We start from the raw sequence: 21,972 nt of genomic DNA on the forward strand, positions 1-21,972 counted from the left end.
ACGATTGTCTGTTGACGGTTGTAAAGCATCCCAATGTATCATCGAAAATCGCGTTGACCGGAGGGGCGCACATGATCGCGAGTCTGGGCATCCTGGTGCCGGTCGAAGACGATCGCTTTCGGGCGGTGGTGGATTTCTACCGTCTGGCGCTTGCGCTGCCGGTTCACTCCGAAGGCGTGTCGGCTGCGGGGAATCCGTGGCACCGCTTTGTGATGGGCGGAGCAACGCTGACCGTTCACACCGGCAGCGGCGGCAGGTTTCCGTATCCGGAGTTCCGGCCGACCGGCCATGGCATTGCGCTGGCCGTCGAAGTCGCGCACGTGTCGGAAGCCGTCGCACGGCTCGAGTCGTGCCGCGTCGGCATCCTGAACGAGTGGGACTACGGCGACGGCACGGTTGCGATTTCCGTGGCGGACCCGGCGGGAAACGTCTGCGAGATCTGGGGCCGTCCGTGACCGTGCCTCGGTACGGCGGGCCGCAAAAATATTCGAAGGAGATGGCGATGTCGATGTTTGCGGTGAATGGTGTGCGAATCGATCCGCTCAGCGCGCGCGTGACGCACGTGCGCTGGGCGGCCGTGAATCCGTCCGACCGGTCGTGGGCGGCGACGCCGAGCGAGGCACCGGTGGCGGACGTGGCGCGCGCGCTCGCGTCCGGCAACGATGTCCGCGCAATCTTTTCGGCATCGGACGCCACCGCGATCGGGCCCCGGCTCAAACGCGTGCTGTATCGCGATGCATCGGAAGGCATCGAGCTCGACATCGATGCAACGAACGAATCGCGCACGTTGCGCGATCTGCCGCAAATCTGACCGAAGGGGCATGCGCCGTCGCTAGCACGCGTCGTCGCATGAATGGCGGCACCTGGCCGAACGGTCGCTCGCACGACGTCGATCACGAGGAGTAGTATTGGACGATCGTCATGCCGCATGACCGGTCGTGCCGAACGGTTTGACGGTCACGCGATCTTCAGCGAGCCGTTACCGGAAGCGAACTTCGCAAACGCGTACGAGATCATGTCCAGATCCCTCATCGCTCCGTGGGCGTCCGCGCTTTGTCTGGCGCTGTCGGCTTGCCAGACTGCGTCCGAGCCGCCTCCGCTGCCGTCGCCCGACACCGCGTCGGCAGCCGCAGCCGTTCCGGCGTCGTCGCCCGCCGCGCCAATCCGTGGCATCGGCCTGGCGCCTCATCTGGCAGGGCAGAGTCACTGGGCCACCGGTCAATGCACGACCAACGGCACCGTCAAGGTGTGCAACTGAATATGACCGGTGCCGGCCGGGCACTGCCCGTTCCGCGTGGACGAGTGCGTGCTGGCGTGCGTCGATGCGTACCTTTTTCGATCGCGATCATTTCCCGTCGGCACGCCGACCATTTCAGCGCATCGACTGGGTGTCCGGCTTCGATCACCCGGCGGCCGTCGAGGTGAGCGATCGCACAATGAAAGACGCACTTGAATCCACCGATTCCGGCTGGCACGTCGATCCGGTCGCGGGAACGATCGCCGGCCAGTTGCCGGTGACACTGGCGGTTGACGGCCGGAGCCTGAAAAGAAGGGCGATCGTATGCATGCTGCTGGCCGCGGCAAGCCTGTGCGGTTATGCGGCCGCCCCGGCGCTCTGGCCGGTAGCGGCGCTGGCCGGATTGCTGGCGCTGGCGGGGGCCGCCTTCTTCGTGTCGTCGCGACGCAGGATGGCGCTGCATATCGACGAGACGGGTTTCAGGCTGATCGGAGGCTTACGCGAACAACCCGTCACGCCATGGCGTGATGTCACCGAATTCCGGATCATCAGCGTCGCAGGCAATCGCTATATCGGTTACCAGTTCTCGGCGCATTCGTCGCGCACCAGGGTGCCGGGCGGCGTGATGCTGCCGATTGCCCGGTTTGCCGATCTTCCGCTCGATGCGGTGGCAGGACTGCTCGAGGCATGTCGCCGGCGGTTCGGCACGCCGGACAACGAGGCCGGCCGAACGGGCGGGTGACGCCCGATGCGGCGACCCCGAGCGCCCTGAAACTCGAGAAAACAAAAAAATGCGGGGCGCCGTGTCGATTTCCGCCGGGGTCGTCCGTCGTAGCATCGGAGGCGTGCGCATCGCGCGTCCGTCCCGATTCCGATACGACCACCGACCGAAGGAGCGACACCCATGTCCACGTCCGTTAAACCGATCCCGGAAGGGATGCGTACGCTGACGCCGCACCTGATCTGCGCCGACGCAACCGCAGCCATCGACTTCTACAAGCGCGCGTTCAATGCGAGCGAACAGTTTCGGCTGGCGATGCCTGACGGCCGGCTCGCGCACGCGTGCCTCGTGATTGGCGATTCGACACTGATGCTGGTGGATGAAATGCCCGAACACGGCGCGCTCGGGCCGAAGGCCCTGAAGGGCACGCCGGTTTGCCTGCACCTTTACGTGCCCGATACGGACGCGGCGATCGCGAAGGCGGTCGCGGCCGGCGCGACGGTGACGATTCCTGCCGCAGACATGTTCTGGGGCGACCGCTACGGACAAGTCGAGGATCCGTTCGGACACCGCTGGTCGCTCGCGACGCACCAGCGCGACCTGACGCCCGAGCAGATCGCGGAGGCGATGGCCAGCGCGCCGCCGTGCGGCAGCTGACACAGCCGCGCCACCGCAATTGACCGGCAGGGCGGCGGCATGCGCCCGCGCTCACGCGCCGGCCGTCTTGCCGCGCTGCTTGTGCTCGTACATCCGTTGGTCGGCCGATGCGAGCAGGCCGGCCACGTCGTGATGGTGCGCGGGGTCGTAGTCGACGTACCCGACGCTGAAGCGGATGTCATAGCCGCGCGCGTCGGCCGTGTTGCGCAGCGCAAGCGCCTGCGTCACGCGCTCGACCGGCTCGGCGACGTCGGCCGGATCGGTGGCACTCAGCAGCACGACGAACTCGTCGCCGCCAAGCCGTGCGATCACGTCGCTGTCGCGTAGTGCGCCCGTCAGCGTGTCGGCAAATGTCTTGAGTGCGCGGTCGCCCTCGGCGTGGCCGAAGCGGTCGTTGATCGCCTTGAAATCGTTGAGGTCGAAGAACAGCAGCACCGCGTGACGACCCAGGCGATCGCACAGGCTCAGCACGTGGCGGGCCAGGATCTCGAAGCCGCGGCGGTTCGTCAGCTGGGTGAGTTCGTCGGTGGTCGCGAAATGCAGCGCGGCGATCTCGCGTTCGGTCATGTGGGCGAGATCGCCGAGCAGCGCGAGCTCGTCGGGTTCGAGCGAGCGCGGCCGCGTGTCGATCAGGCACAGCGTACCGATGGGCGCGCCGTTCGGCGCCACGAGCGGCCGGCCGGCGTAGAAGCGGATGCCGGGCGCGCCTGTGACGAGTGGATTGTCGTGGAAGCGATCGTCGTTCAGCGCATCCTGGATCACCATCGTGTTGTCCGCGAGCAGCGCATGGGAGCAGAACGACACGTCGCGCGACGTTTGCGTGACGTCGAGCCCCGCATGGCTCTTGAACCACTGGCGATCGTCGTCGACGAGACTGACCAGTGCGATCGGCACGTCGAACAGCCTGCGTGCAAGACGGGTCAGGCGATCGAAGCGTTCTTCGGGCGGCGTGTCGAGGATCGAGAGCGAATGAAGCGTATCGAGGCGGGCCGCCTCGTTGGCCGGTTTCGGTGCAATTTGCATGGGTCGTGTCCTTTGTCCCGGCTGCGAGGCCGGTCACGGGATCGTATGCCGGACAGTATCGCGCATTGCGCAGCGTATCGCCATGCCGGCGATCCGGAAGCGGGCGGTTTCGGCCTGGCCCGGATCGTTGCAGATGCGGTGAGAAGCGGGCGTCATGGGCCCGCGTTTCGCCCCGATGCGCAATCCGGTGCGCGACGTCTCAAGGTGCCCGGCGCAGTGCCGTAAACAGGGCGAGTCCAATCGTTCATCGCCTTCCATTGCACCATGGTTCGAATTCTGTACGCGGGTTATCTCGCGTTTGCGCTGTATCTTCTTTATCCAATGGTCCAGAACACGCTGGTATTCAGCGTCGCATGTGTGAGCAACGCGCTGCCGGGCGGCGCCAGCGGCTTGTCGACATCGTCGGCACGCGGCGCGGGTGAGCACGCGAATCGCTGCACGCCGGCGACGCAGGCCGGTGCCGCGACGGGGCGGACGGCTGAAATCCATTAAGCAGGCAACGCGTTGGCCGTTCGGCCGAATTGAGCTTCGCGCGATGCTCGCCGATCATCTGCAACACGGCGGATCGAACACGATGTGAGCGCGGCGCGTGTCAGTAGCTGGAACGGTACGGCGTGCCCTGGTCGAAACGGCTTTGCCAGTGCGTGAGATAGCGCGACGCGAGTTGCGGGTTGTTCCACACCACGACGACGTTCTCGGAATTGCGGCTGGCCGCCGACGCGCTGTAGTTGAACGAGCCCGTTTCGACGTGCTCGGCGTCGATCACGAGGTACTTGTCGTGATGGATCGCATAGGCGTCGATCGTGCGTGTCGGGATGCCTGCGTTGACGAGCAGGTTCAACGCCTGCTTGCTGCTCTTCGCGCGATTGCCCTTGTCGTCGACCACCACCGCGACATTCACGCCGCGTCGCTTGGCGGCGAGCAGTGCGCGCGTGACGGGCGGCGACGTGAACGAATAGGCGGCGACGCGGATCGAACTGCGCGCGGCGCCGATCGCTTTCAGCACCAGCGCTTCGGCACCGCCATCGGGCGAAAACGCCGATTCGACGACCTGTGTTGCGGGCGCTTCGTGAGTGGGGGCCGGTAGCCACCGCGACACGAAGTCGATCGCCTGCTGGAGCAGCGATTCGCTTTGCGTCTTGCCGAAAGCGGTGAACGGTGTGGCGAGCAGGGAGGCGGCGAGACAGGTAGCGGCGAGGCGATTGCGCGACAACATCTTGGACAGCGAATAATTTCGAGACAGCGGGCCGTGAGTGTAACGCACACGTGGCGGCCCGGTCACGTGCGGATGCCAAGGGATGACGCATCGCGAAGACCGGCGATGGCAGAGGTGGTGACACAAAGTTGCGTTGTGCGGGATCCGTGCATGCGATCGGGTCGATCGGCGGATGGGGGGGCGATGGCGGCGCATGAATGCGCATGCGACGGCAGGGTAACGGCGTGCAAGCCGTGCGAGAGTGCAACCAGGTCGGCTCGCTGGACCCGGCGACAGCAGCGCGAACGCAACGAACGATCCGTGTGCGTCACACGCTCCCGTATGCGTTCCCGTATGCGCGATGCGTCAGTCCTCGGCCGAAGTCGTTCCGGCGGCTTCGGCTGCGACCCATCCGGGGCCACGCTCCGGCTGCACGTCGCGCGCGTCGAGCGGCTCGCCGCACGCCGAGCATACGGTGACCGCGTGCATCAGATGGCCGCAGGTACGGTGACGCAACTGCACCGGTGGCCCCTGGCCGTCGTCTTTCCAGCGGTCTCCCCATGCGGTCAGCGCAAGCAGGGTCGGGTAGAGGTCGAGGCCCTTGTCCGTCAAACGATATTCGAAACGCTGCGGGCGTTCCTGATACGCGTGCTTGGCCAGCACGCCTTCGTCGACGAGCCGCGCGAGCCGCTCCGCCAGCACATGGCGCGTGATGCCGAGCTGGGTCTGGAACGCGTCGAAGCGGCGGCAGCCGAGGAACGCGTTGCGGAGGATCAGCATGGTCCAGCGGTCGCCGAGCACGGCAAGCGTACGCGCGACCGAACAGTTCAGCGTGCCGATGTCATCCCATTTCATCGTCGAGTCTCTTGCGGCGGTTCAGCGAAATAGCGGGCTCGATTATAGAACCCGCCTTCGACTGCAACGAGCCCGGCCTCGTTGACAACGACCGTGGTCGTTGTGAATAATGAGTTCCAATTTGGAACTTACTCGCGCGGCGACGCGCTTTCAACCCGGAGACAACCCGATGAACCCGCTTTCCCTGTCTGGTCTCGATCTGCTGCGCGCAGCGGTATCGGGCGATGCGCCGCTCGCGTCGATTTCCGAGACGATCCCGATGCGTCCGCTCGACGTCGAGCTCGGTTATGTGAAATTTTCGGCGCGGGCGGACGGCCGGCACCTGAACCCGCTCGGCGGCGTGCACGGCGGGTTCGCGGCGACGGTGCTCGATTCGGTCACGGGGTGTGCGGTGCATTCGATGCTCGATGCGGGCGTCGGCTACGGTACGGTCGATCTGCATGTGAAGATGCTGCGACCCGTGCCGCGCGACGTCGAGCTGGTTGCGGAAGGGCGCGTGATTCACCTGTCGCGTTCGCTCGGCGTTGCCGAGGGCACGCTGAAGACGCCGGATGACAAGATCGTCGCGCATGCGTCGGCGACCTGTTTCATCCAGCGGCCGCAGTAACGGTGGGCCGCAACGCCTTCGTTCGAGCCCTGCGCGTGAACGCTCGCACCCGTACCGAAGGCCGCCTGTAAGCGTGTGCGGCGCCTGTCTGAAGCGGTCGCTTCAATGTGATAGCGTTCCTGCTTTCCACCGACGCGACAGGAACAGCATGGAATACCGCACACTTGGCGATTCGGGCATCGAGGTCAGCCTGATCGGCCTCGGCACGATGACGTGGGGCGAGCAGAATTCGGAGCGCGATGCGCACGAGCAGATCGACTACGCGATCGGGCAAGGCGTGACGCTGATCGATGCCGCGGAGATGTATCCGGTGCCGCCGAAGCCCGATACGCAGGGGCGCACCGAACAGTACATCGGCACGTGGCTCGCGCGGCATCGCGCGCAGCGCGAGCGCATCGTGCTTGCGACGAAAATCGCAGGGCCGGCGCGGCAGCCGCACAATCCGCGCCATATTCGCGGCGAAGGCAACCAGTTCGACCGGAAGAACCTGACCGAAGCGCTCGACGGCAGCCTCAAGCGCCTGCAGACCGACTACGTCGATCTTTATCAGCTGCACTGGCCCGACCGCAGCACGACGACGTTCGGCCGTCCCGCCTATCCGTGGGTCGACGACGCCTACACGGTGCCGATCGAGGAAACCCTCGGCGTGCTCGCGGAATTCGTGAAGGCCGGCAAGGTACGCGCGATCGGCGTGTCGAACGAAACGCCATGGGGCGTCGCGCAGTTCCTGCGCGCGGCCGAGAAGCTCGGGCTGCCGCGTATCGCAAGCATCCAGAATCCGTACAGCCTGGTGAATCGCACGTTCGAGAACGGGCTGTCGGAGTTCACGCATCGTGACGGCGTCGGCCTGCTCGCGTATTCGCCGCTCGCGTTCGGCTGGCTGTCCGGCAAGTACGAGAACGGTGCGCGTCCGGCCGGCGCGCGCATCACGCTGTTCGAGCGCTTCCAGCGTTACAGCAAACCGCAGGCCGTCGAGGCAACGTCGCGCTATGTCGCGCTCGCGCGGCGTCACGGGCTGTCGCCCGCGCAGCTCGCGCTGGCGTTCGTCAACAGCCGGCCATTCGTGCGCAGCAACCTGGTCGGCGCAACGTCGCTCGAGCAGTTGAAGGAGAACATCGGCAGCGTCGACGTGAAGCTGTCCGACGAGATCCTCGCCGAGATCGATGCGCTGCACGAGCTGCAGCCGAACCCCGCGCCGTAACTGGCACGCGGCCCGCGCGGCGACGATGCCGATACCGCTACGGGCCGCACCGGCGGCGCGTAGCCGCCGCCGTTTCTTCCGTTATCGCATCTTGAGCCGGGTGCGAGCGACGAACAGCGCGACGAGGCTCAGCACCGCACACCCCATCAGGTAGAGCGCCGGCGACAGCCGGTTGCCGGTCGCGCTGATCAGCCAGGTGATGACGAACGGCGCGAAGCCGCCGAACAGCGTGACCCCCGTGTTGTAGCTGACCGCGAGCCCCGTTGCGCGCGTCTGCGACGGGAACAGCTCGGCCATCAGCGCCGGCAGCGCGCCGCAGTACATCGCCTTCAGCGCGCCGATCCAGACCAGTGCGGCGAGCATCGTTGCGAACGACGCGTGGCGCGTGAGCCAGGCGAACGTCGGCCACACGCTGACGAGCATCAGCACGGCCGCGGCCGCCATCATGCGGATCCGCCCCGTGCGATCGGACAGGTGGCCGACGACCGGCGTGACGAGCGTGAGCACGAACCCGGTCGCGAGCGTCGCCGCGAAGCCCGTCGACGCGGGCAGGCCGAGCTGCTTGATCGCATAGGTCGGCATGTACAGCACCATGTAGTTGATCGCGGTCGAGATCACGAGCGCGCCGATCGACAGCAGCAGCCGCAGCTTCTGATCCGCGAACAGTTCGCGCACGGGCGCTTCCGAGCGTGCCTGCGTCTTGAACTCGACGCCTTCGTCGACGTAACGGCGGATGTACAGCCCGACCGGGCCGATCGCGAGCCCGAACAGGAACGGCACGCGCCAGCCCCAGCTTTCGAGTTGCGCGGTTGTCAGCGTGGACGTCAGCAGCGCACCGAAGCCCGACGCGAGCAGCGTCGCGAGGCCCTGGCTCGCGAACTGCCAGCTCGACATGAAACCGCGCCGTTGCGGCGCGTGCTCGACAAGGAACGCGGTCGAGCTCGCGAATTCACCGCCCGCGGAAAAACCCTGCATCAGCCGCGACAGCATGATCCCGAGCGGCGCGAGTATGCCGATCGATGCGTAGGTCGGCATCGACGCGATCAGCAGCGTGCCGGCCATCATCATCGCGATCGACAGCAGCAGCGACGCCTTGCGACCCGCGCGATCCGCGTACGCGCCGAGCACGAAGCCGCCGATCGGCCGGATCAGGTAGGACAGGCCGAACGTGCCGAGCGTGAGCATCAGCGACGTCGCTTCGCTCGTGGCGGGGAAGAACAGCTTGGCGATCGTCACCGCGAAGAAGCCGTAGACGATCAGGTCGAACCATTCGAGTGCATTGCCGATCGACGCCGCGAAGATGATGCGCCGGATTTTCGCGGCGCTGGGGAGGGCGGCTTCCTGCGAGGTCAGGGTGGTCGTGTTCATCGTGTGGGCAGGTCCCGTGAAAGGGGCGAAGCGCGTTACAGGGTGGCGCCGGCCGCGGCGGGCGCCGCGCGGCGAACGGTCGGGGCGTCGTCGCCGAGATCCCAGAAGAGGCCGGCCATCATCTGCAGCCCCTCGCTGACGACGCTCGCGAGCAGGTGCTCGTCGGGCGCGTGCTGCGAGCACGCAGGGTACGAATGGGGTACCCACAGGGTCGGCAGCCCGAGCGTGTCGGCGAACACTTCGTTCGGCAGCGTGCCGCCGAGATTCGGCAGGATCGCGGGTTTCTTGCCGGTGGTCCGCGCCAGCGACGCGACCGCCCAGCGGACCCACGGATCGTCCGGCGACACGCGCGTCGCCGGGGCACCGCGCTCGACGTCGATCTCGATGTCGGCGAAGCCGTGCGCATCGAGGTGCGTGCGCAGGTGCGCATGCAGCGCCTGCCAGTCGGTGCCGACGACGAAGCGCAACTGGCAGTGCGCGTACGCGGCCGGCGGGATCGCGTTGACGGGGTGCTCGGGGTTGCCGGCCTTGAATGCGAGGATCTCGACCGTGTTCCAGCCGAACACGCGCTCGGGCGCGGTAAGGCCGGGCTCGCCCCAGCCGGCGTCGAGCGCCGGATCGCCGGGGCCGCCGCCGACGCAGAGATCGGCGAGCGCCTCGCGCACGGCGGCCGGGATCGGCGGCGGACGCAGCCCCGCGACGCGAATCGCGCCGCGCGCGTCGACGAGGCTCGCGAGTGCGTGCGCGAGCACGATCGCCGGATTGCGCAGCAGGCCGCCCCAGTTGCCGGAGTGATGCGCGCCGTCACGGGCGCGCAGGCTCAGCTTGAAATTGACCGAGCCGCGCGAGCCGAGGAACACCGTGGGGCGCGCGGCGGCGATGCGCGGGCCGTCGGATGCGATCAGCACGTCGGCCGCGAGCGCGTCGCGCTCCTGACGGCACAGTGCGTCGAGGCCCGGCGAACCCGTTTCCTCGCCCATCTCGATCAGCAGCTTCGCGTTGAAGCCCATCCGGCCGCCGCGCGCATCGAGCACGCTCGCCAGCGCAGCCAGGTTGATGGTGTGCTGGCCCTTGTTGTCGGCGCTGCCGCGGCCGTACCAGCGGTCGCCGTCGGCCGTCAGCGTCCACGGCGACAGCGGTGCGCGCCACTGCGCGTCGTAGCCGCGCACGACGTCGCCGTGGCCGTAGATCAGCACGGTCGGCAGTGCATCGTCTTCGTGGCGCGATGCGAGCAGGAACGGGCCGCCGCCGTCGACGGGATTGTCGACGATCCGCGACGTGAAGCCGAGGCGCGCGGCCTCGGGTGCGATCTCGTCGGTCAGGTAGGCGCGCAGCGCGGCACCGTTGCCGCTTTCCTGGCTTTCGGTCCGCAAGCCGACGCGGCGGCTCAGGGTCGTGAAGAACGCACCGGATTCGAACTGGTTCAGCGCGTGCTGGATGGCGGCGGTACGGCTCAAGTCGTGTCTCCTCTGTCGGGTTCGCTGCACACCGCGGTTTGTGCGTGCAGCGTGAAGTGCGATCGATTCTAGAAAGCCGTTTTTTTTGTCACAATGATCGAATTTCGAACCTTTCTTTGCCGAAAAGGCAAAGCAGCGCGGCCGGCAGCCGGGTGGAGACAGAACGATGGCGGCTTTCCTGCATGGCCTGGCGTTGCGGTATTTCGTCGAGGTGGCGCGTACCGGTTCGATCAGCGACGCGTCCGCGCGGCTGCACGTGGCTGTCTCGGCGATCAGCCGCCAGATCGCGAAACTCGAGAGCGAGCTCGGCGCACCGCTGTTCGAGCGCCGGCCGCGCGGGATGGCGCTGTCGGAGGCCGGCGAGCGGCTTCTGGCGTTCGCGCAGCGCAGCCTGCTGGAGGCCGAGCACGTGATGAAGGACATCAGCGGGCTCGACGCGCTGCACGGCAGCCTGCTGAAGATCGCCTGCTCGGAAGGGTTCGCGATCGATTTCCTGCCCAGCACGCTCGCGCGCTTCAAGGCACGCCATCCGGGCGTCGATTTCTCGGTGTGGGTTGTGTCGCCGGCGGAGGCGACGCGGCGCGTGCGCGACGGCGACGTGGACATCGCGTTGAGCTTCAGCCTCGCGCCGGAGAAGGGCGTGCGCGTCGAGCATACCGAGCGCGCGCCGATCTTCGCGCTGGTGCGGCACGACCATCCGCTCGCGACGCGTGAAGCGGTGTCGCTCGCCGATGTCGCGCGTCACCCGCACGTGCTGCCCGAGGCCGGCACCACGGTGCGCCAGCTGATCGACATCGCATGCGCGCTCGACGGGCTGCTGCTCGAGCCTGAACTGACGAGCAACAACACGGCGGCGATGTACGGTTATGCGCGACGCACGGGCGCGGTGATGTTCACGGGGCTGCTGTCGGTGCGCGACCGCTGCGCCGCGGACGGCTTCGTCGTCGTGCCCGTGACGAACCCGCAGTTGCGCGAGCGCAGCATCCAGGTGCAGACGATGGCGGGGCGCGATCTGCCCGCGTCGGTTCGCGCGTTCCGCGACCATCTGATCGACGCGATGCAGGCCGCGTCGCCGCCGCCGGCCGCCGCGCGCGGCCCGAGACGCCGGCCCGTGAGATAATCGCCAATCCGCCTTCCGTGCCCATGCGGCTCATCGAGCCGCATCGCCCCTGTTCGACGCCAAATTGAAGAACCTGATTGTCACCCTCGATCGCGCCGGCGAGTTCGACGAGATCATCGACGTGCGCACGCCGCTCGAGTTCGCCGAGGATCATATCCCCGGCGCGCTGAACGCGCCCGTGCTCAGCAACGAGGAGCGCGTGCTCGTCGGCACGATGTACCGACAGGTGTCGCCGTACGAGGCGACGCGCGTCGGCGCGGCGATGGTGGCACGCAACATCGCACGTCATCTCGACACGACGTTCGCCGACCGGCCGCGCAACTGGCGGCCGCTGATCTACTGCTGGCGCGGCGGCAAGCGCTCGGGCTCGATGACGACCTGGTTCAACCTGATCGGCTGGAAGGCGCGCCAGCTCGACGGCGGCTACAAGTCGTACCGCCAGTCGGTGTGCGCGACGCTCGACTCGCTGCCGACGCGCTTTCGCTACATCGCGCTCGTCGGCCATACGGGCTGCGGCAAGACGCGCCTGCTGAACGCGCTGCGCGACGCGGGCGCGCAGACGCTCGATCTCGAGGCGCTCGCGTGCCATCGCGGTTCGCTGCTCGGCGCGCTGCCGGGCAAGCCGCAGCCGGCGCAGAAGGGGTTCGATTCGGGGCTCGTCGAAACACTTGGGCGTTTCGACCCCGAATGGCCGGTATTCGTCGAATCGGAAAGCCGCAGGATCGGGCTCGTGCAGTTGCCGATCGCGTTGATCGAAGCGTTTCACGCAGGGCCGTGGGTGCATGTCGACGCGGCGCACGACGAGCGCATCGCGTTCCTCCTCGAGGATTACGCGCACCTGTTCGACGAACCGGACGCGTTCAAGGCGCAGTTGCACCGGCTGATCGGCCTGCACAGCCGCGAACAGGTGACGCACTGGAAGGCGTTGATCGATGCCGGCGCGCGTGCCGAACTGTTCACCGAACTGATCGACAAGCATTACGATCCCGCGTATGCGCGCACTTATCGCGCGACGTACAACAAGCCGAACCGGGCGCTGACGTTCACGTTCCGGCCCAACGCGGCCGATGCGTGCGACCAGGCGCGCACGCTGCTGGCGCAACTCGCGCAGGCCGGGCTGCCCGCGTCGGCCGCACTTGCGGCAGGCGTGAAGCCCGCCACCGACAATAACCAATCGACGATCACACGATGACGACCACACGCACCCAACCCAGTCCGGCACTCGGCTGGATGACCTTCCTGCTGATCGCGGTCGCGGGGCTGTTCTATGTGAAATGGTTCCCGTACTACAACAAGGCGTTCGTTGCCGCCGAGCATCATTCGATCGGGCAGTCGATCCTGATGGGCACGTCGGCGGCCGCGCCCGAGCCGTCGCTGAAGGCCGCGCTCGACTACGCATGGGCGTACGGCAAGGCGATCTGGCAGGCGATGGTGCTCGGCTTGCTGCTCGGTTCGGCCGTGCAGGCGCTGCTGCCCGCGCACTGGGTCGCGCGCGTGCTCGGCCGCACCGGCTTCGGCAGCGTCGCCGCGGGCGGCCTGCTGTCGTTGCCCGGCATGATGTGCACGTGCTGCGCGGCGCCGGTCGTCGCGGGGCTGCGTGCACGCCATGCCTCGCCGGGCGGCGCGGTCGCGTTCTGGCTCGGCAACACGGTGCTGAACCCGGCGGCGCTGGTTTTCATGGGCTTCGTGCTCGGCTGGCACTGGAGTGCGTTGCGCCTCGTGCTCGGCGTCGCGATGGTATTCGGGATCGGCTATCTGCTGAACCGGATCGCGCGCCCTGAAGACGCCCGCATTGACGATGCGCAGCTCGCCGCGCTGGCGGCCGAGCAGGCCGCGGCCGGCAATCCGTTCGTGCGCTGGATGAAGCTGCTCGCACGCATGGCCGTGCGGCTCGTGCCCGAATACATCGTGCTCGTGCTGCTGCTCGGCGCCGCGCGCGCATGGCTGTTCCCGCATATCGGCCCGGACGTCGGCAATCATCTCGGCTGGATCGTCGCCTTCGCGGTCGCGGGCATGCTGTTCGTGATCCCGACGGCGGGCGAGGTGCCGATCATCCAGGCGATGCTGTCGCTCGGCATGGGCGTCGGCCCGGCCGCCGCGCTGTTGATGACGCTGCCGCCGATCAGCGTGCCGTCGCTCGCGATGCTCGCGCGTTCGTTCAAGCCTTACATGCTGGCCATCGTCGCGATCCTTGTCGTCGTGTTCGGGATCGCGAGCGGCCTGCTCGCGGTCGCGTTCGGGTTCTGACGCGCGCAAGCGGTGCGCCGGCCGGGCGCAATCGTCGTATTCATCCGGCGCCGCCGTTTCACGCGTGCGGCGCCATTTACAAGAAGCAAACAGGAAAACGCATGACCCAACCGAAGATTCATCCTCGACTCGAAAAGGCGCTGACGCGCGGCGATCTCGCGATCCGCCAGGCCAATTCCGCGCGGGCGACTGCCGTGCTGAACGCACTCGGCACGATGATCATCGAGGCCTCCGCAACGATCGGCGTCGAGGCCAGCATCGACATTCCGCAAGGCGATCGCATTTACGATCCGGTCAACGGCCTGTGGCCGCAGAAGATGCTGGTGTCGTTCGACGGCCCGGTGGACGAAGCCGACAAGGAAGAACTGCGCACGGTTTATCTGCTCGCCGACGATCCGGGCACGCAGTTCCGCGTCGAATGGCATCGCGCGGACGGCAAGCTCGGCCGCCAGGAAGGTGGCCCGCTCGCGACCGTCGCGTTCCTGACCGACGTCGAGATTCCGTGGAGCGACGACGACGAGTGACGTCGTCGCATGAAGCCGGCGCCCGGTGCGCCGGCCGTCAGCGCATCATTCGCCGCCGGAACAGCCAGGCGGACAGCAGGAACCCGCCGACCGCGTAGCCGGCGAGCACCGCGACATGCAGCGCGACGTCGGTTGCCGGCCGGCCGAGCATCGCGGGCCGGATCAGCTCGACGGCGTTCGCGAGCGGCAGTGCCTGCGCCGCGTGCCGCGCGATCGGCGGCAGCTGCGTGGTCGGGAAGAACACGCCCGACAGCAGCAGCATCGGCGTCAGCACGAGCGTCTGATAAAACATGAAGAAATCGTAGGACGGTGCGAGCGCCGTGACGATCATCGCGATGCTTGCGAACGCGAGGCCCGCGAGCGCGATCACGGGCAGCGCTGCGAGCATCGACGGAAACTGCGCATAACCGAGCGCCCCCGCGACGAGCATGATTGCGGCCCCCGACAGCATCGCTTTGCTTGCCCCCCAGACGATCTCGCCGAGCACGATGTCGCCGAGCGCAAGCGGCGTATGCATGATCGCTTCCCACGTGCGCTGCACGTGCATCCGCGAGAAACCCGAATACATCGACTCGAAGCTCGCGGACATCATCACGCTCGAGCCGACCGTACCGGCCGCGAGGAACGCGATATACGACACGCCGTCGACATGGCCGAGCATCAGGCCGAGCCCGAACCCCAGACCGAACAGATAGATCATCGGATCGGCAAGATTGCCGAACATCGACGCGAGCGCGAGCTTGCGCCAGACGAGATAGTTGCGCCGCCAGACGGCGATCCAGTTGGTTGCGTTCGCGGGCATCGCGATCGCGAAGCGGGACACGCGTGGCGGTGCCGACGGGGCGGTGGCGGAATAGTTGCGCACGTCCATGATCGATCAGTCCTGCATTTCGCGGCCCGTGAGCCGCAGGAACACATCTTCCAGATTGGCCGGGCGATGCAGATAGCGCAACCCCGTGCGACCCTTGAGTCGCGCACTGAGCGGTTCCGGGTCGCTCACGTAGCAGAACAGCGTCTCGCCGCTGATCTCGGTGTGCTTCGCGAACGCCGCCAGCTCGTCGCGCAGCGTGGCCGGATCGGGCCCGTAGATCTCGATCACGTCGCAGCCGATCTCCGATTCGATCAGCGCGTGCGGCGCACCTTCGGCGATCTTGCGGCCTTCCTCGATCACGCACAGCCGGTCGCACAGGCGCTCGGCTTCTTCCATGAAGTGCGTGGTGATCAGGATCGTCTTGCCTCGAGCGAGCAGCGACCGCAGGCGTTCCCACATGAGGTGGCGCGCCTGCGGGTCGAGGCCCGTCGTCGGCTCGTCGAGCACCAGCACATCGGGATCGTTGACGAGCGCACGGGCGAGCGTGAGCCGGCGCTTCATGCCGCCCGACAGTTCGCCGACCTTCGCATCGGCCTTGTTCTCGAGCTTCGCGAATTCGAGCAGGGGTTTCACGAGCGCGTGCGCGGCCTGCGCCGACATGCCGAAATAGCGGCTGAAGACGAGCAGGTTCTCGCGGACGGTGAAGTCGGGGTCGAGATTGTCGAACTGCGGGACGACCCCGACACGCTGGCGCGCATGTCGCGCACGCGATGGAACCGGTTCGCCGCAGAGCGAAATGGTGCCTGCATCGGGATGCGTGAGGCCGAGCAGCATTTTCAGCGTGGTGGTCTTGCCTGCGCCGTTGGGGCCGAGCAGGCCGTAGCATTCGCCGGCCTGCACGGTGAACGACAGGCCGTTGACGACAAGCTTGTCGCCATAGCGCTTTTCGACGTTCCGGAAATCGATCGGTGCAACGAGCATGGGTAGGTTGTCGTTGTATGCGGGCGCGGCAGCGTTTCGCTGCCGGATGCGTGGCCGGTTGGCGAACCGATCGGACGATGGCCTGTCACACGGGCATGACCGACGCGCACGACGCCGGCGCCTGGTGGCCCGCTGGAGTACGAACGGGCCATTCTAGTGCATCGGCTGCGTCTCTTCAGGGCATGCCTGTGCGGTGCGATGCATGCGCGCACCGATCGTGCACCGCATCATCGCGCACGCGCCGCGCGGAGCGAATCAGCGTTTTCCATCCCTTGCGTCCTGAATTGCGGCGCACCATGATGAATGCGTAGGCTCGTTGTTGCGATAGGGAGGTTTCATGGCTAGCTACAACAAGATTCTGCTGTGTTACGACGGCACGCTCGAAGGGCGCAAGGCACTGCGCTGCGGCGCCAATCTCGCGATGGACCTGAAGGCCGAGACGCATTTGCTGTCGGTCGTCGACATGCGCTCGAGCATTGCACAGAGCGCGGGTTTGCTGACCGACGTCGCGTGCGGCCGGTTCGAGGAAACCGCGCGTGAAATCCTGCAGGAAGGGGTGAACTGGCTGCGCGAGCGCGGTGTGCAGGCCGAGGGCCATTTCGCATTCGGCTATCCGATCGACGAAATCGCGAATCTCGCGACGGAACTGAACGCCGATCTCGTCGTCGTCGGCCACCGGTGCCGCAGCGGGCTGTCGAGATGGTGGATGGGCTCGGGCAACACGCAACTGCTCGATCGCGTGAACTGCAGCATTCTGGTTGCGTGTTCGTCGGCGCAAGAGCAGAAGGCCGAAATCGCACGCGAGCGTGAAGCGGCCACGGCGAACGGCAAATGATCCAATGATTCGATGACTGCCTGACGGGCGAACCGTGCCGGTCAGGCAGTCACGCCGCCTCAGTGGCTCGGGCGATGACCCCGAGCCAGTCAAGTCCTGTCGAGCCCTGTCAAGCGTGCAGGTCGATTGCGGACAACTTCCACGAGAACAGGCCGAAGCGGTGGAATATCGCCGCATAGCGCGTGCCGTCGGCACTGCGCTGGTAGGTCACGACGAATTCATCGATATTCCGGTAGCCGGCGCTGGTTTGCTGCTGATGCGGCGAATGCGCTGCATCGACCTCGCTGGCCGGCGCGGCAGCAGCAGGGGGCGGCGATGATGCGGCCGCCGCGTTGCTGCCCGGAGCGGCTGCGCTTGCCGAAGCCTGATTGGGTGCCGATGCGGCCGGCGTGTTGCCCGGTGCATCGCTGCCTGGTGGCAGATTCGACAGGTCAGGTGGACGCTCTCCCGGATTGCCACGCGGCGGCAATCCGCTCATCAGCGCGGCCACGCCCTCCGGGGTCGCGTATGCATCGACCAGCGGGCCGATCAATGCCGACCCGAGCAGTGCACCGAGCACCGCGAACGGATTGCTCTTCTTCACCGCGTCGATCCGGCGCATCAGCTCTTCCGTGACCTGCTGCTTCAGGCTGATGCGCAGCGACGGAAAATCGACATATTCACTGATGGCCTGCGCATCACGCGCATCGATCGCCGTTTTCAGGCGGCCGAGCGCGACGTACGGCGATGCGTAGGCATAGCCGATCGCCGCAACGGCGGCGATGGCCAGCACGATGATCAGCAGGGGTTTGAGCCGCCATGCGCGGCCCGAAGATCCGGTCACGTTGCCTCCGGTGCGGGGATGTTCCGCAATCAGAGACCGCCTGGCGTGGCCGAACGTTCCTCTGCAATGCAGCGATCGATCATCCGGCACACGGCATCGATCGTGCCGACCATGATCAGGCGAGAGCGACCGTGATAGACGCGCACCGGCGCGCGGCGCGCGGGTTCCGCGTGATTCAGGCCGGCGTTCAGCGATACCCGCGCGAAAGCGGGGAGCGCCGACGGCAGCAGGGACGCCTGCCGTTCGACTGCGACTTCTTCTTGCACAGGCGCCGCCGCGGACAGCGGTGCGCAGGGCGTGCGGCCGCGCAGGTGACGCAGGCGACCGAATTGACGGAAAGGCAGCAGGCGGGCAAGGCGTTCCATGATGTTCTCCTCAGCGAGACGGAATGTCAGAGTTCGCCCGAGCGGATCAGCCCGACGGCGATGCCTTCCAGCGCGAATTCCGCGCTGCCGGCCTTGACGAAGATGTTTTCGTAATCCGGGTTCTCCGCGATCAGCTCGAGACCGCCCGGCCGGCGCATCAGGCGCTTGACCGTGACGTCGTCGCCGAGACGCGCGACGATGATCTGGCCGTCCTTCGCTTCCGTGCGCTTCTGCACGGCGAGCAGGTCGCCATCGAGGATGCCGGCGTCGCGCATCGACAGGCCGCGCACTTTCAGCAGGTAGTCGGGCTTGCTGGTGAACAGCGCGGGATCGCACGCGTAATGCTGCGAGATGTGCTCCTGCGCGAGGATCGGGCTACCGGCTGCCACACGGCCGACGAGCGGCAGCGACAGTTGCATCAGGCCGGCGTGCGGGAGCGTGAACTGGTGCGGGGCATCGTCGATGCCGAGCAGGCGGATGCCGCGCGACGCGCCGGCGGCCAGCTCGATCACACCCTTGCGCGCCAGCGCGCGCAGGTGCTCTTCGGCCGCATTCGGCGAGCTGAAGCCCAGTTCGGCCGCGATCTCGGCACGGGTGGGCGGGAATCCGGAGCGCTCGATCGCGCGACGGATCAAGTCGAACACTTGCTGCTGACGGGCGGTGAGTTTGGTCATGGCTCAACTGTATGGATAGACAGTGAGCTGTATTTTTATACAGTAGTTCGCGAATTTCAAGTGTTACGTGAGGTTCGACGCGATCACGCCGGTTCCGGCGTGATTTTGCGACGTCCGGACGCCGGTTTATCTGCCGCAACCGTCCATCCCGTCTGCGTTAGCACTTTTGAGTATTAAAAAATGAGGAACGATTATTTTTAATCATGTAACCCGTTCGCTAGACTGGCCCGACATCGCAATACCGACAACACTGGAGAACCAAGGATGGGCAAGCGCAATACGGGGCTGGTGGGCGGAGTGGGCCGCCTGATCGCAACACTCGCGCTGGGCGCGGCGGCGGCGCTGGGCGTCGCGACGCACGCGCAGGCCGATACGACCTTCCTGAACGTGTCGTACGACCCGACGCGCGAGCTGTATCAGGACTTCAACCAGGCGTTCGGCAAGGAGTGGAAGGCGAAGACGGGCGAGACCGTCAACTTCAAGCAGTCGCACGGCGGTTCGGGCGCGCAGGCTCGCTCGGTGCTCGACGGCCTGCAGGCCGACGTCGTCACGCTGGCGCTGGCGTACGACATCGACGCGCTCGCGAACAAGGGCCTCGTCAACAAGGATTGGCAGAAGCGCCTGCCCGACAACGCGTCGCCGTATACGTCGACGATCGTGTTCCTGGTGCGCAAGGGCAACCCGAAGGGGATCAAGGACTGGGACGACCTGACCAAGCCGGGCATCTCGATCGTCACGCCGAACCCGAAGACGTCGGGCGGCGCACGCTGGAACTACCTGGCCGCATGGGCGTACGCGCAGCACAAGCCGGGCGGCAACGAGCAGACGGCGAAGGACTTCGTCACGAAGCTCTACAAGAATGCCGGCGTGCTCGATTCCGGCGCGCGCGGCGCGACCACGAGCTTCGTGCAGCGCGGGATCGGCGACGTGCTGATCGCATGGGAAAACGAGGCGTTCCTGTCGGTCAAGGAATTCGGTACCGACAAGTTCGAGATCGTCGTGCCGTCGGTGAGCATCCTGGCCGAGCCGCCCGTCGCGGTGGTCGACAAGGTGGTCGACAAGAAGGGCACGCGCAAGCTGGCCGAGGCGTACCTGAACTTCCTGTACAGCCCGCAGGGCCAGGAGATCGCGGCACGCAACTACTACCGGCCGCGTTCGAAGAACGTGCCGGCGGAGCTGACCAAGCAGTTCCCGAAGCTGAAGCTGTACACGGTCGACGATACCTTCGGCGGCTGGACGAATGCGCAGAAGACGCATTTCGCGGACGGCGGCGTGTTCGATTCGATCTACAAGCCGCAGTAACACCATAACGACAGCGGCGCGCCACGACAGCGCGCCGCACCCTCGACGGGCCGCCGGCGCAAAGCATCGCGCCGGCGTTTGCGTCGGACCCATGAGCAGCATCGACCCAGCAAGAGCATCCGATGACGACGTACACCTTTCGCAAGCCGAGCGCGCTGCCCGGTTTCGGCGTGACGCTAGGCATCACGGTGGCCTATTTGAGCCTCGTGGTGCTGATACCGCTCGCCGCCACGTTCCTGAAGACCGCGACGCTGTCGTGGGACCAGTTCGTCACCGCCGTCGCGTCGCCGCGCGTGCTCGCGTCGTACCGGCTGACGTTCACGTCCGCACTCGGCGGCGCGCTGATCAACGCCGTGTTCGGCTTCCTCGTCGCGTGGGTGCTCGTGCGCTACACGTTCCCGTTCAAGCGCCTCGTCGATGCGATCGTCGACCTGCCGTTCGCGCTGCCGACGTCGGTTGCCGGCATCTCGCTCGCGGCCGTCTACGCGACCAACGGCTGGGTCGGCCAGTATCTCGCGCCGCTCGGCATCAAGATCGCGTTCACGCCGGCCGGCGTGCTGGTCGCGCTGACCTTCATCGGGCTGCCGTTCGTCGTGCGCACCGTGCAGCCGGTGCTCGAGGATTTCGAGCGCGAGCAGGAAGAGGCGGCCGCGTGCCTGGGCGCGTCGCGCTGGCTGACGTTCCGCCGCGTCGTGCTGCCGGCCGTGCTGCCGGCGCTCCTCACCGGGTTCGCGCTCGCGTTCGCGCGTGCACTCGGCGAATACGGCTCGGTGATCTTCATCGCCGGCAACGTGCCGATGAAATCCGAGATCACGTCGCTGCTCATCATCACGAAGCTCGAGCAGTACGACTACGCGGGCGCGACCGCGCTGGCGGTCGTGATGCTGGTCGTGTCGTTCCTGATGCTGCTGCTGATCAACACGCTGCAGTGGTATCTGCAGCGCCGCACGAGCAAGGGCGCGAGCGGTCCCGCGCCTGCTGCCGTCACCGCCGCCGCAGCAGGAGGCCAGCAATGAGCCAGGAGGCCACCGTCGTGCTGAAAACCCCGTCTTCGGCCGCGCAAGGGCGCGCCGCGAAGCGGCTCGACCCCGTCAGCGAGTCGCGCGTCGTGCGCTGGCTGCTCACGGGCATCGCGCTGGCGTTCCTTGCGTTCTTCCTCGTCGTGCCGCTCGCCGCGGTGTTCGTCGAGGCGCTGAGAAAAGGCATCGGCTTCTATCTCGAATCGCTGGCCGATCCCGATGCGTGGTCGGCGATCAAGCTGACGCTGACCGTCGCCGTGATCGCCGTACCGCTGAACCTCGTGTTCGGCGTGTGCGCGTCGTGGGCGATCGCGAAATTCGAATTCCGCGGCAAGGCGCTGCTGACGACGCTGATCGACCTGCCGTTCTCGGTGTCGCCGGTGATCTCGGGTCTCGTGTACGTGCTGCTGTTCGGTGCGCAGGGCTGGCTCGGGCCGTGGCTGCAGGCGCACGACGTGCAGATCATCTTCGCGGTGCCGGGCATCGTGCTCGCGACGATCTTCGTCACGTTCCCGTTCGTCGCGCGCGAGCTGATTCCGCTGATGCAGGCGCAAGGCACCGACGAGGAAGAAGCCGCGCGCGTGCTCGGCGCGTCGGGCTGGCAGATCTTCCGCCGCGTGACGCTGCCGAACGTGAAGTGGGGGCTGCTGTACGGCGTGATCCTGTGCAACGCGCGTGCGATGGGCGAGTTCGGCGCGGTGTCGGTCGTGTCGGGCCATATCCGCGGCGTGACCGACACGATGCCGCTGCACGTCGAGATCCTGTACAACGAATACAACTTCGCGGCAGCGTTCGCGGTGGCGTCGGTGCTCGCGCTGCTCGCGCTCGTCACGCTCGCGCTGAAATTGATCGCCGAGCGTCATCTGGCCGCCGAACTGGCCGGCGCGAGCGACACCGTTCCCGCACACGTCGGCCCCGCCGCCGTTTCGTCGAAATCGTAAAGAGGCAAC

At 66.7% G+C, this 21,972-nt stretch carries 26 protein-coding genes; 16 read left to right on the forward strand and 10 right to left on the reverse strand.

Features of this window, described 5'->3' with window-relative positions:
• The first annotated feature begins 11 nt into the window (after positions 1-11).
• The 5 genes from VK92_RS17620 (at position 12) to VK92_RS17640 (ending at position 2,615) form a co-directional block, all read left to right on the forward strand.
• Positions 12-455 carry a VOC family protein gene (locus VK92_RS17620; RefSeq protein ID WP_131723316.1) on the forward strand — a complete coding sequence of 148 codons (444 nt, stop codon included), beginning with the start codon at positions 12-14 and terminating at the stop codon, positions 453-455.
• A 47-nt stretch (positions 456-502) separates the two neighbouring features.
• Complete coding sequence (locus VK92_RS17625) at positions 503-811, forward strand: phosphatidylserine/phosphatidylglycerophosphate/cardiolipin synthase (RefSeq protein WP_048020799.1); 309 nt, start codon at positions 503-505, stop codon at positions 809-811.
• 204 nt (positions 812-1,015) lie between these two features.
• Entirely contained in the window at positions 1,016-1,258 is a 243-nt protein-coding gene (locus VK92_RS40215; protein ID WP_081052453.1) for a hypothetical protein, read from the forward strand.
• A 178-nt stretch (positions 1,259-1,436) separates the two neighbouring features.
• Positions 1,437-1,979 (forward strand): hypothetical protein, encoded by a 543-nt coding sequence (locus VK92_RS17635; protein WP_048020797.1) that lies wholly within the window; start codon positions 1,437-1,439, stop codon positions 1,977-1,979.
• Positions 1,980-2,141: 162 nt separating this feature from the next.
• Positions 2,142-2,615: a VOC family protein gene (locus tag VK92_RS17640; protein WP_021156992.1), complete on the forward strand. Its 474-nt coding sequence runs from the start codon at positions 2,142-2,144 to the stop codon at positions 2,613-2,615.
• Between the two features lie 51 nt (positions 2,616-2,666).
• On the opposite strand, the gene VK92_RS17645 is transcribed toward VK92_RS17640, so the two are convergent.
• Positions 2,667-3,638 carry a sensor domain-containing diguanylate cyclase gene (locus VK92_RS17645; RefSeq protein WP_048020668.1) on the reverse strand — a complete coding sequence of 324 codons (972 nt, stop codon included), beginning with the start codon at positions 3,636-3,638 and terminating at the stop codon, positions 2,667-2,669.
• Between the two features lie 264 nt (positions 3,639-3,902).
• Between VK92_RS17645 and VK92_RS17650 the strand changes: the two genes are divergently transcribed.
• On the forward strand, positions 3,903-4,130 hold the full coding sequence (locus tag VK92_RS17650; protein WP_048020666.1) for a hypothetical protein: 228 nt from the start codon (positions 3,903-3,905) through the stop codon (positions 4,128-4,130).
• Between the two features lie 100 nt (positions 4,131-4,230).
• Here the strand turns inward: VK92_RS17650 and VK92_RS17655 are convergent, their stop codons facing one another.
• The gene (locus tag VK92_RS17655) at positions 4,231-4,854 is read right to left on the reverse strand and encodes a phospholipase D family nuclease (protein WP_048020665.1); all 624 of its coding nucleotides are present in this window, start codon (positions 4,852-4,854) and stop codon (positions 4,231-4,233) included.
• A gap of 345 nt (positions 4,855-5,199) precedes the next feature.
• Positions 5,200-5,688, reverse strand: a complete 489-nt coding sequence (locus VK92_RS17660; RefSeq protein WP_048020663.1) for a winged helix-turn-helix transcriptional regulator — start codon at positions 5,686-5,688, stop codon at positions 5,200-5,202.
• 169 nt (positions 5,689-5,857) lie between these two features.
• Here VK92_RS17660 and VK92_RS17665 point away from each other — a divergent pair, with 169 nt between their 5' ends.
• Both VK92_RS17665 and VK92_RS17670 read left to right on the forward strand, forming a co-directional pair.
• Complete coding sequence (locus VK92_RS17665) at positions 5,858-6,295, forward strand: PaaI family thioesterase (RefSeq protein ID WP_021156998.1); 438 nt, start codon at positions 5,858-5,860, stop codon at positions 6,293-6,295.
• Positions 6,296-6,443: 148 nt separating this feature from the next.
• On the forward strand, positions 6,444-7,496 hold the full coding sequence (locus tag VK92_RS17670; RefSeq protein ID WP_048020662.1) for an NADP(H)-dependent aldo-keto reductase: 1,053 nt from the start codon (positions 6,444-6,446) through the stop codon (positions 7,494-7,496).
• Positions 7,497-7,577: 81 nt separating this feature from the next.
• Here the strand turns inward: VK92_RS17670 and VK92_RS17675 are convergent, their stop codons facing one another.
• Together VK92_RS17675 and VK92_RS17680 are read right to left on the reverse strand one after the other, a co-directional pair.
• Positions 7,578-8,864 (reverse strand): MFS transporter, encoded by a 1,287-nt coding sequence (locus VK92_RS17675; RefSeq protein WP_021157001.1) that lies wholly within the window; start codon positions 8,862-8,864, stop codon positions 7,578-7,580.
• 35 nt (positions 8,865-8,899) lie between these two features.
• Positions 8,900-10,321: a M20 family metallopeptidase gene (locus VK92_RS17680; protein ID WP_048020660.1), complete on the reverse strand. Its 1,422-nt coding sequence runs from the start codon at positions 10,319-10,321 to the stop codon at positions 8,900-8,902.
• A 166-nt stretch (positions 10,322-10,487) separates the two neighbouring features.
• Between VK92_RS17680 and VK92_RS17685 the strand changes: the two genes are divergently transcribed.
• The 4 genes from VK92_RS17685 (at position 10,488) to VK92_RS17700 (ending at position 14,212) form a co-directional block, all read left to right on the forward strand.
• Positions 10,488-11,441: a LysR family transcriptional regulator gene (locus VK92_RS17685; RefSeq protein ID WP_048020658.1), complete on the forward strand. Its 954-nt coding sequence runs from the start codon at positions 10,488-10,490 to the stop codon at positions 11,439-11,441.
• A 64-nt stretch (positions 11,442-11,505) separates the two neighbouring features.
• Positions 11,506-12,633 (forward strand): tRNA 2-selenouridine(34) synthase MnmH, encoded by a 1,128-nt coding sequence (mnmH, locus tag VK92_RS17690; protein ID WP_021157004.1) that lies wholly within the window; start codon positions 11,506-11,508, stop codon positions 12,631-12,633.
• Positions 12,630-13,688 (forward strand): permease, encoded by a 1,059-nt coding sequence (locus VK92_RS17695; protein ID WP_048020657.1) that lies wholly within the window; start codon positions 12,630-12,632, stop codon positions 13,686-13,688. The genes mnmH and VK92_RS17695 overlap by 4 nt, the downstream gene beginning before the upstream one ends.
• 101 nt (positions 13,689-13,789) lie before the next feature.
• The gene (locus tag VK92_RS17700) at positions 13,790-14,212 is read left to right on the forward strand and encodes a hypothetical protein (protein ID WP_021157006.1); all 423 of its coding nucleotides are present in this window, start codon (positions 13,790-13,792) and stop codon (positions 14,210-14,212) included.
• A gap of 37 nt (positions 14,213-14,249) precedes the next feature.
• Here the strand turns inward: VK92_RS17700 and VK92_RS17705 are convergent, their stop codons facing one another.
• Together VK92_RS17705 and nodI are read right to left on the reverse strand one after the other, a co-directional pair.
• Entirely contained in the window at positions 14,250-15,083 is an 834-nt protein-coding gene (locus VK92_RS17705; RefSeq protein ID WP_021157007.1) for an ABC transporter permease, read from the reverse strand.
• 6 nt (positions 15,084-15,089) lie between these two features.
• Positions 15,090-16,004 (reverse strand): nodulation factor ABC transporter ATP-binding protein NodI, encoded by a 915-nt coding sequence (gene nodI, locus VK92_RS17710; protein WP_021157008.1) that lies wholly within the window; start codon positions 16,002-16,004, stop codon positions 15,090-15,092.
• A gap of 337 nt (positions 16,005-16,341) precedes the next feature.
• On the opposite strand from nodI, the gene VK92_RS17715 reads away from it, so the two are divergent.
• A complete protein-coding gene (locus VK92_RS17715; protein ID WP_021157010.1) occupies positions 16,342-16,839 on the forward strand; it encodes a universal stress protein in 498 nt (165 codons plus the stop codon).
• Positions 16,840-16,948: 109 nt separating this feature from the next.
• Here the strand turns inward: VK92_RS17715 and VK92_RS17720 are convergent, their stop codons facing one another.
• Genes VK92_RS17720 through lexA form a run of 3 tightly spaced genes read right to left on the reverse strand, consistent with a single transcriptional unit; the run spans position 16,949 to position 18,701 of the window.
• Entirely contained in the window at positions 16,949-17,662 is a 714-nt protein-coding gene (locus tag VK92_RS17720) for a DUF2939 domain-containing protein (RefSeq protein ID WP_048020655.1), read from the reverse strand.
• Between the two features lie 29 nt (positions 17,663-17,691).
• Entirely contained in the window at positions 17,692-18,027 is a 336-nt protein-coding gene (locus VK92_RS17725) for a hypothetical protein (RefSeq protein ID WP_006476078.1), read from the reverse strand.
• 26 nt (positions 18,028-18,053) lie between these two features.
• Complete coding sequence (lexA, locus tag VK92_RS17730) at positions 18,054-18,701, reverse strand: transcriptional repressor LexA (RefSeq protein ID WP_006754655.1); 648 nt, start codon at positions 18,699-18,701, stop codon at positions 18,054-18,056.
• Between the two features lie 264 nt (positions 18,702-18,965).
• On the opposite strand from lexA, the gene VK92_RS17735 reads away from it, so the two are divergent.
• From VK92_RS17735 to cysW, 3 genes are all read left to right on the forward strand, one after another.
• Positions 18,966-20,003 (forward strand): sulfate ABC transporter substrate-binding protein, encoded by a 1,038-nt coding sequence (locus VK92_RS17735; protein WP_021157012.1) that lies wholly within the window; start codon positions 18,966-18,968, stop codon positions 20,001-20,003.
• A 122-nt stretch (positions 20,004-20,125) separates the two neighbouring features.
• A complete protein-coding gene (cysT, locus tag VK92_RS17740) occupies positions 20,126-21,019 on the forward strand; it encodes a sulfate ABC transporter permease subunit CysT (protein WP_021157013.1) in 894 nt (297 codons plus the stop codon).
• Entirely contained in the window at positions 21,016-21,963 is a 948-nt protein-coding gene (gene cysW / locus VK92_RS17745) for a sulfate ABC transporter permease subunit CysW (protein WP_048020652.1), read from the forward strand. The genes cysT and cysW overlap by 4 nt, the downstream gene beginning before the upstream one ends.
• The last annotated feature ends 9 nt before the right edge of the window (positions 21,964-21,972 follow it).

Origin of the sequence: Burkholderia sp. LK4 (assembly GCF_001043615.1) — a bacterium.
In the GTDB taxonomy this organism is placed as follows: domain Bacteria; phylum Pseudomonadota; class Gammaproteobacteria; order Burkholderiales; family Burkholderiaceae; genus Burkholderia; species Burkholderia cepacia.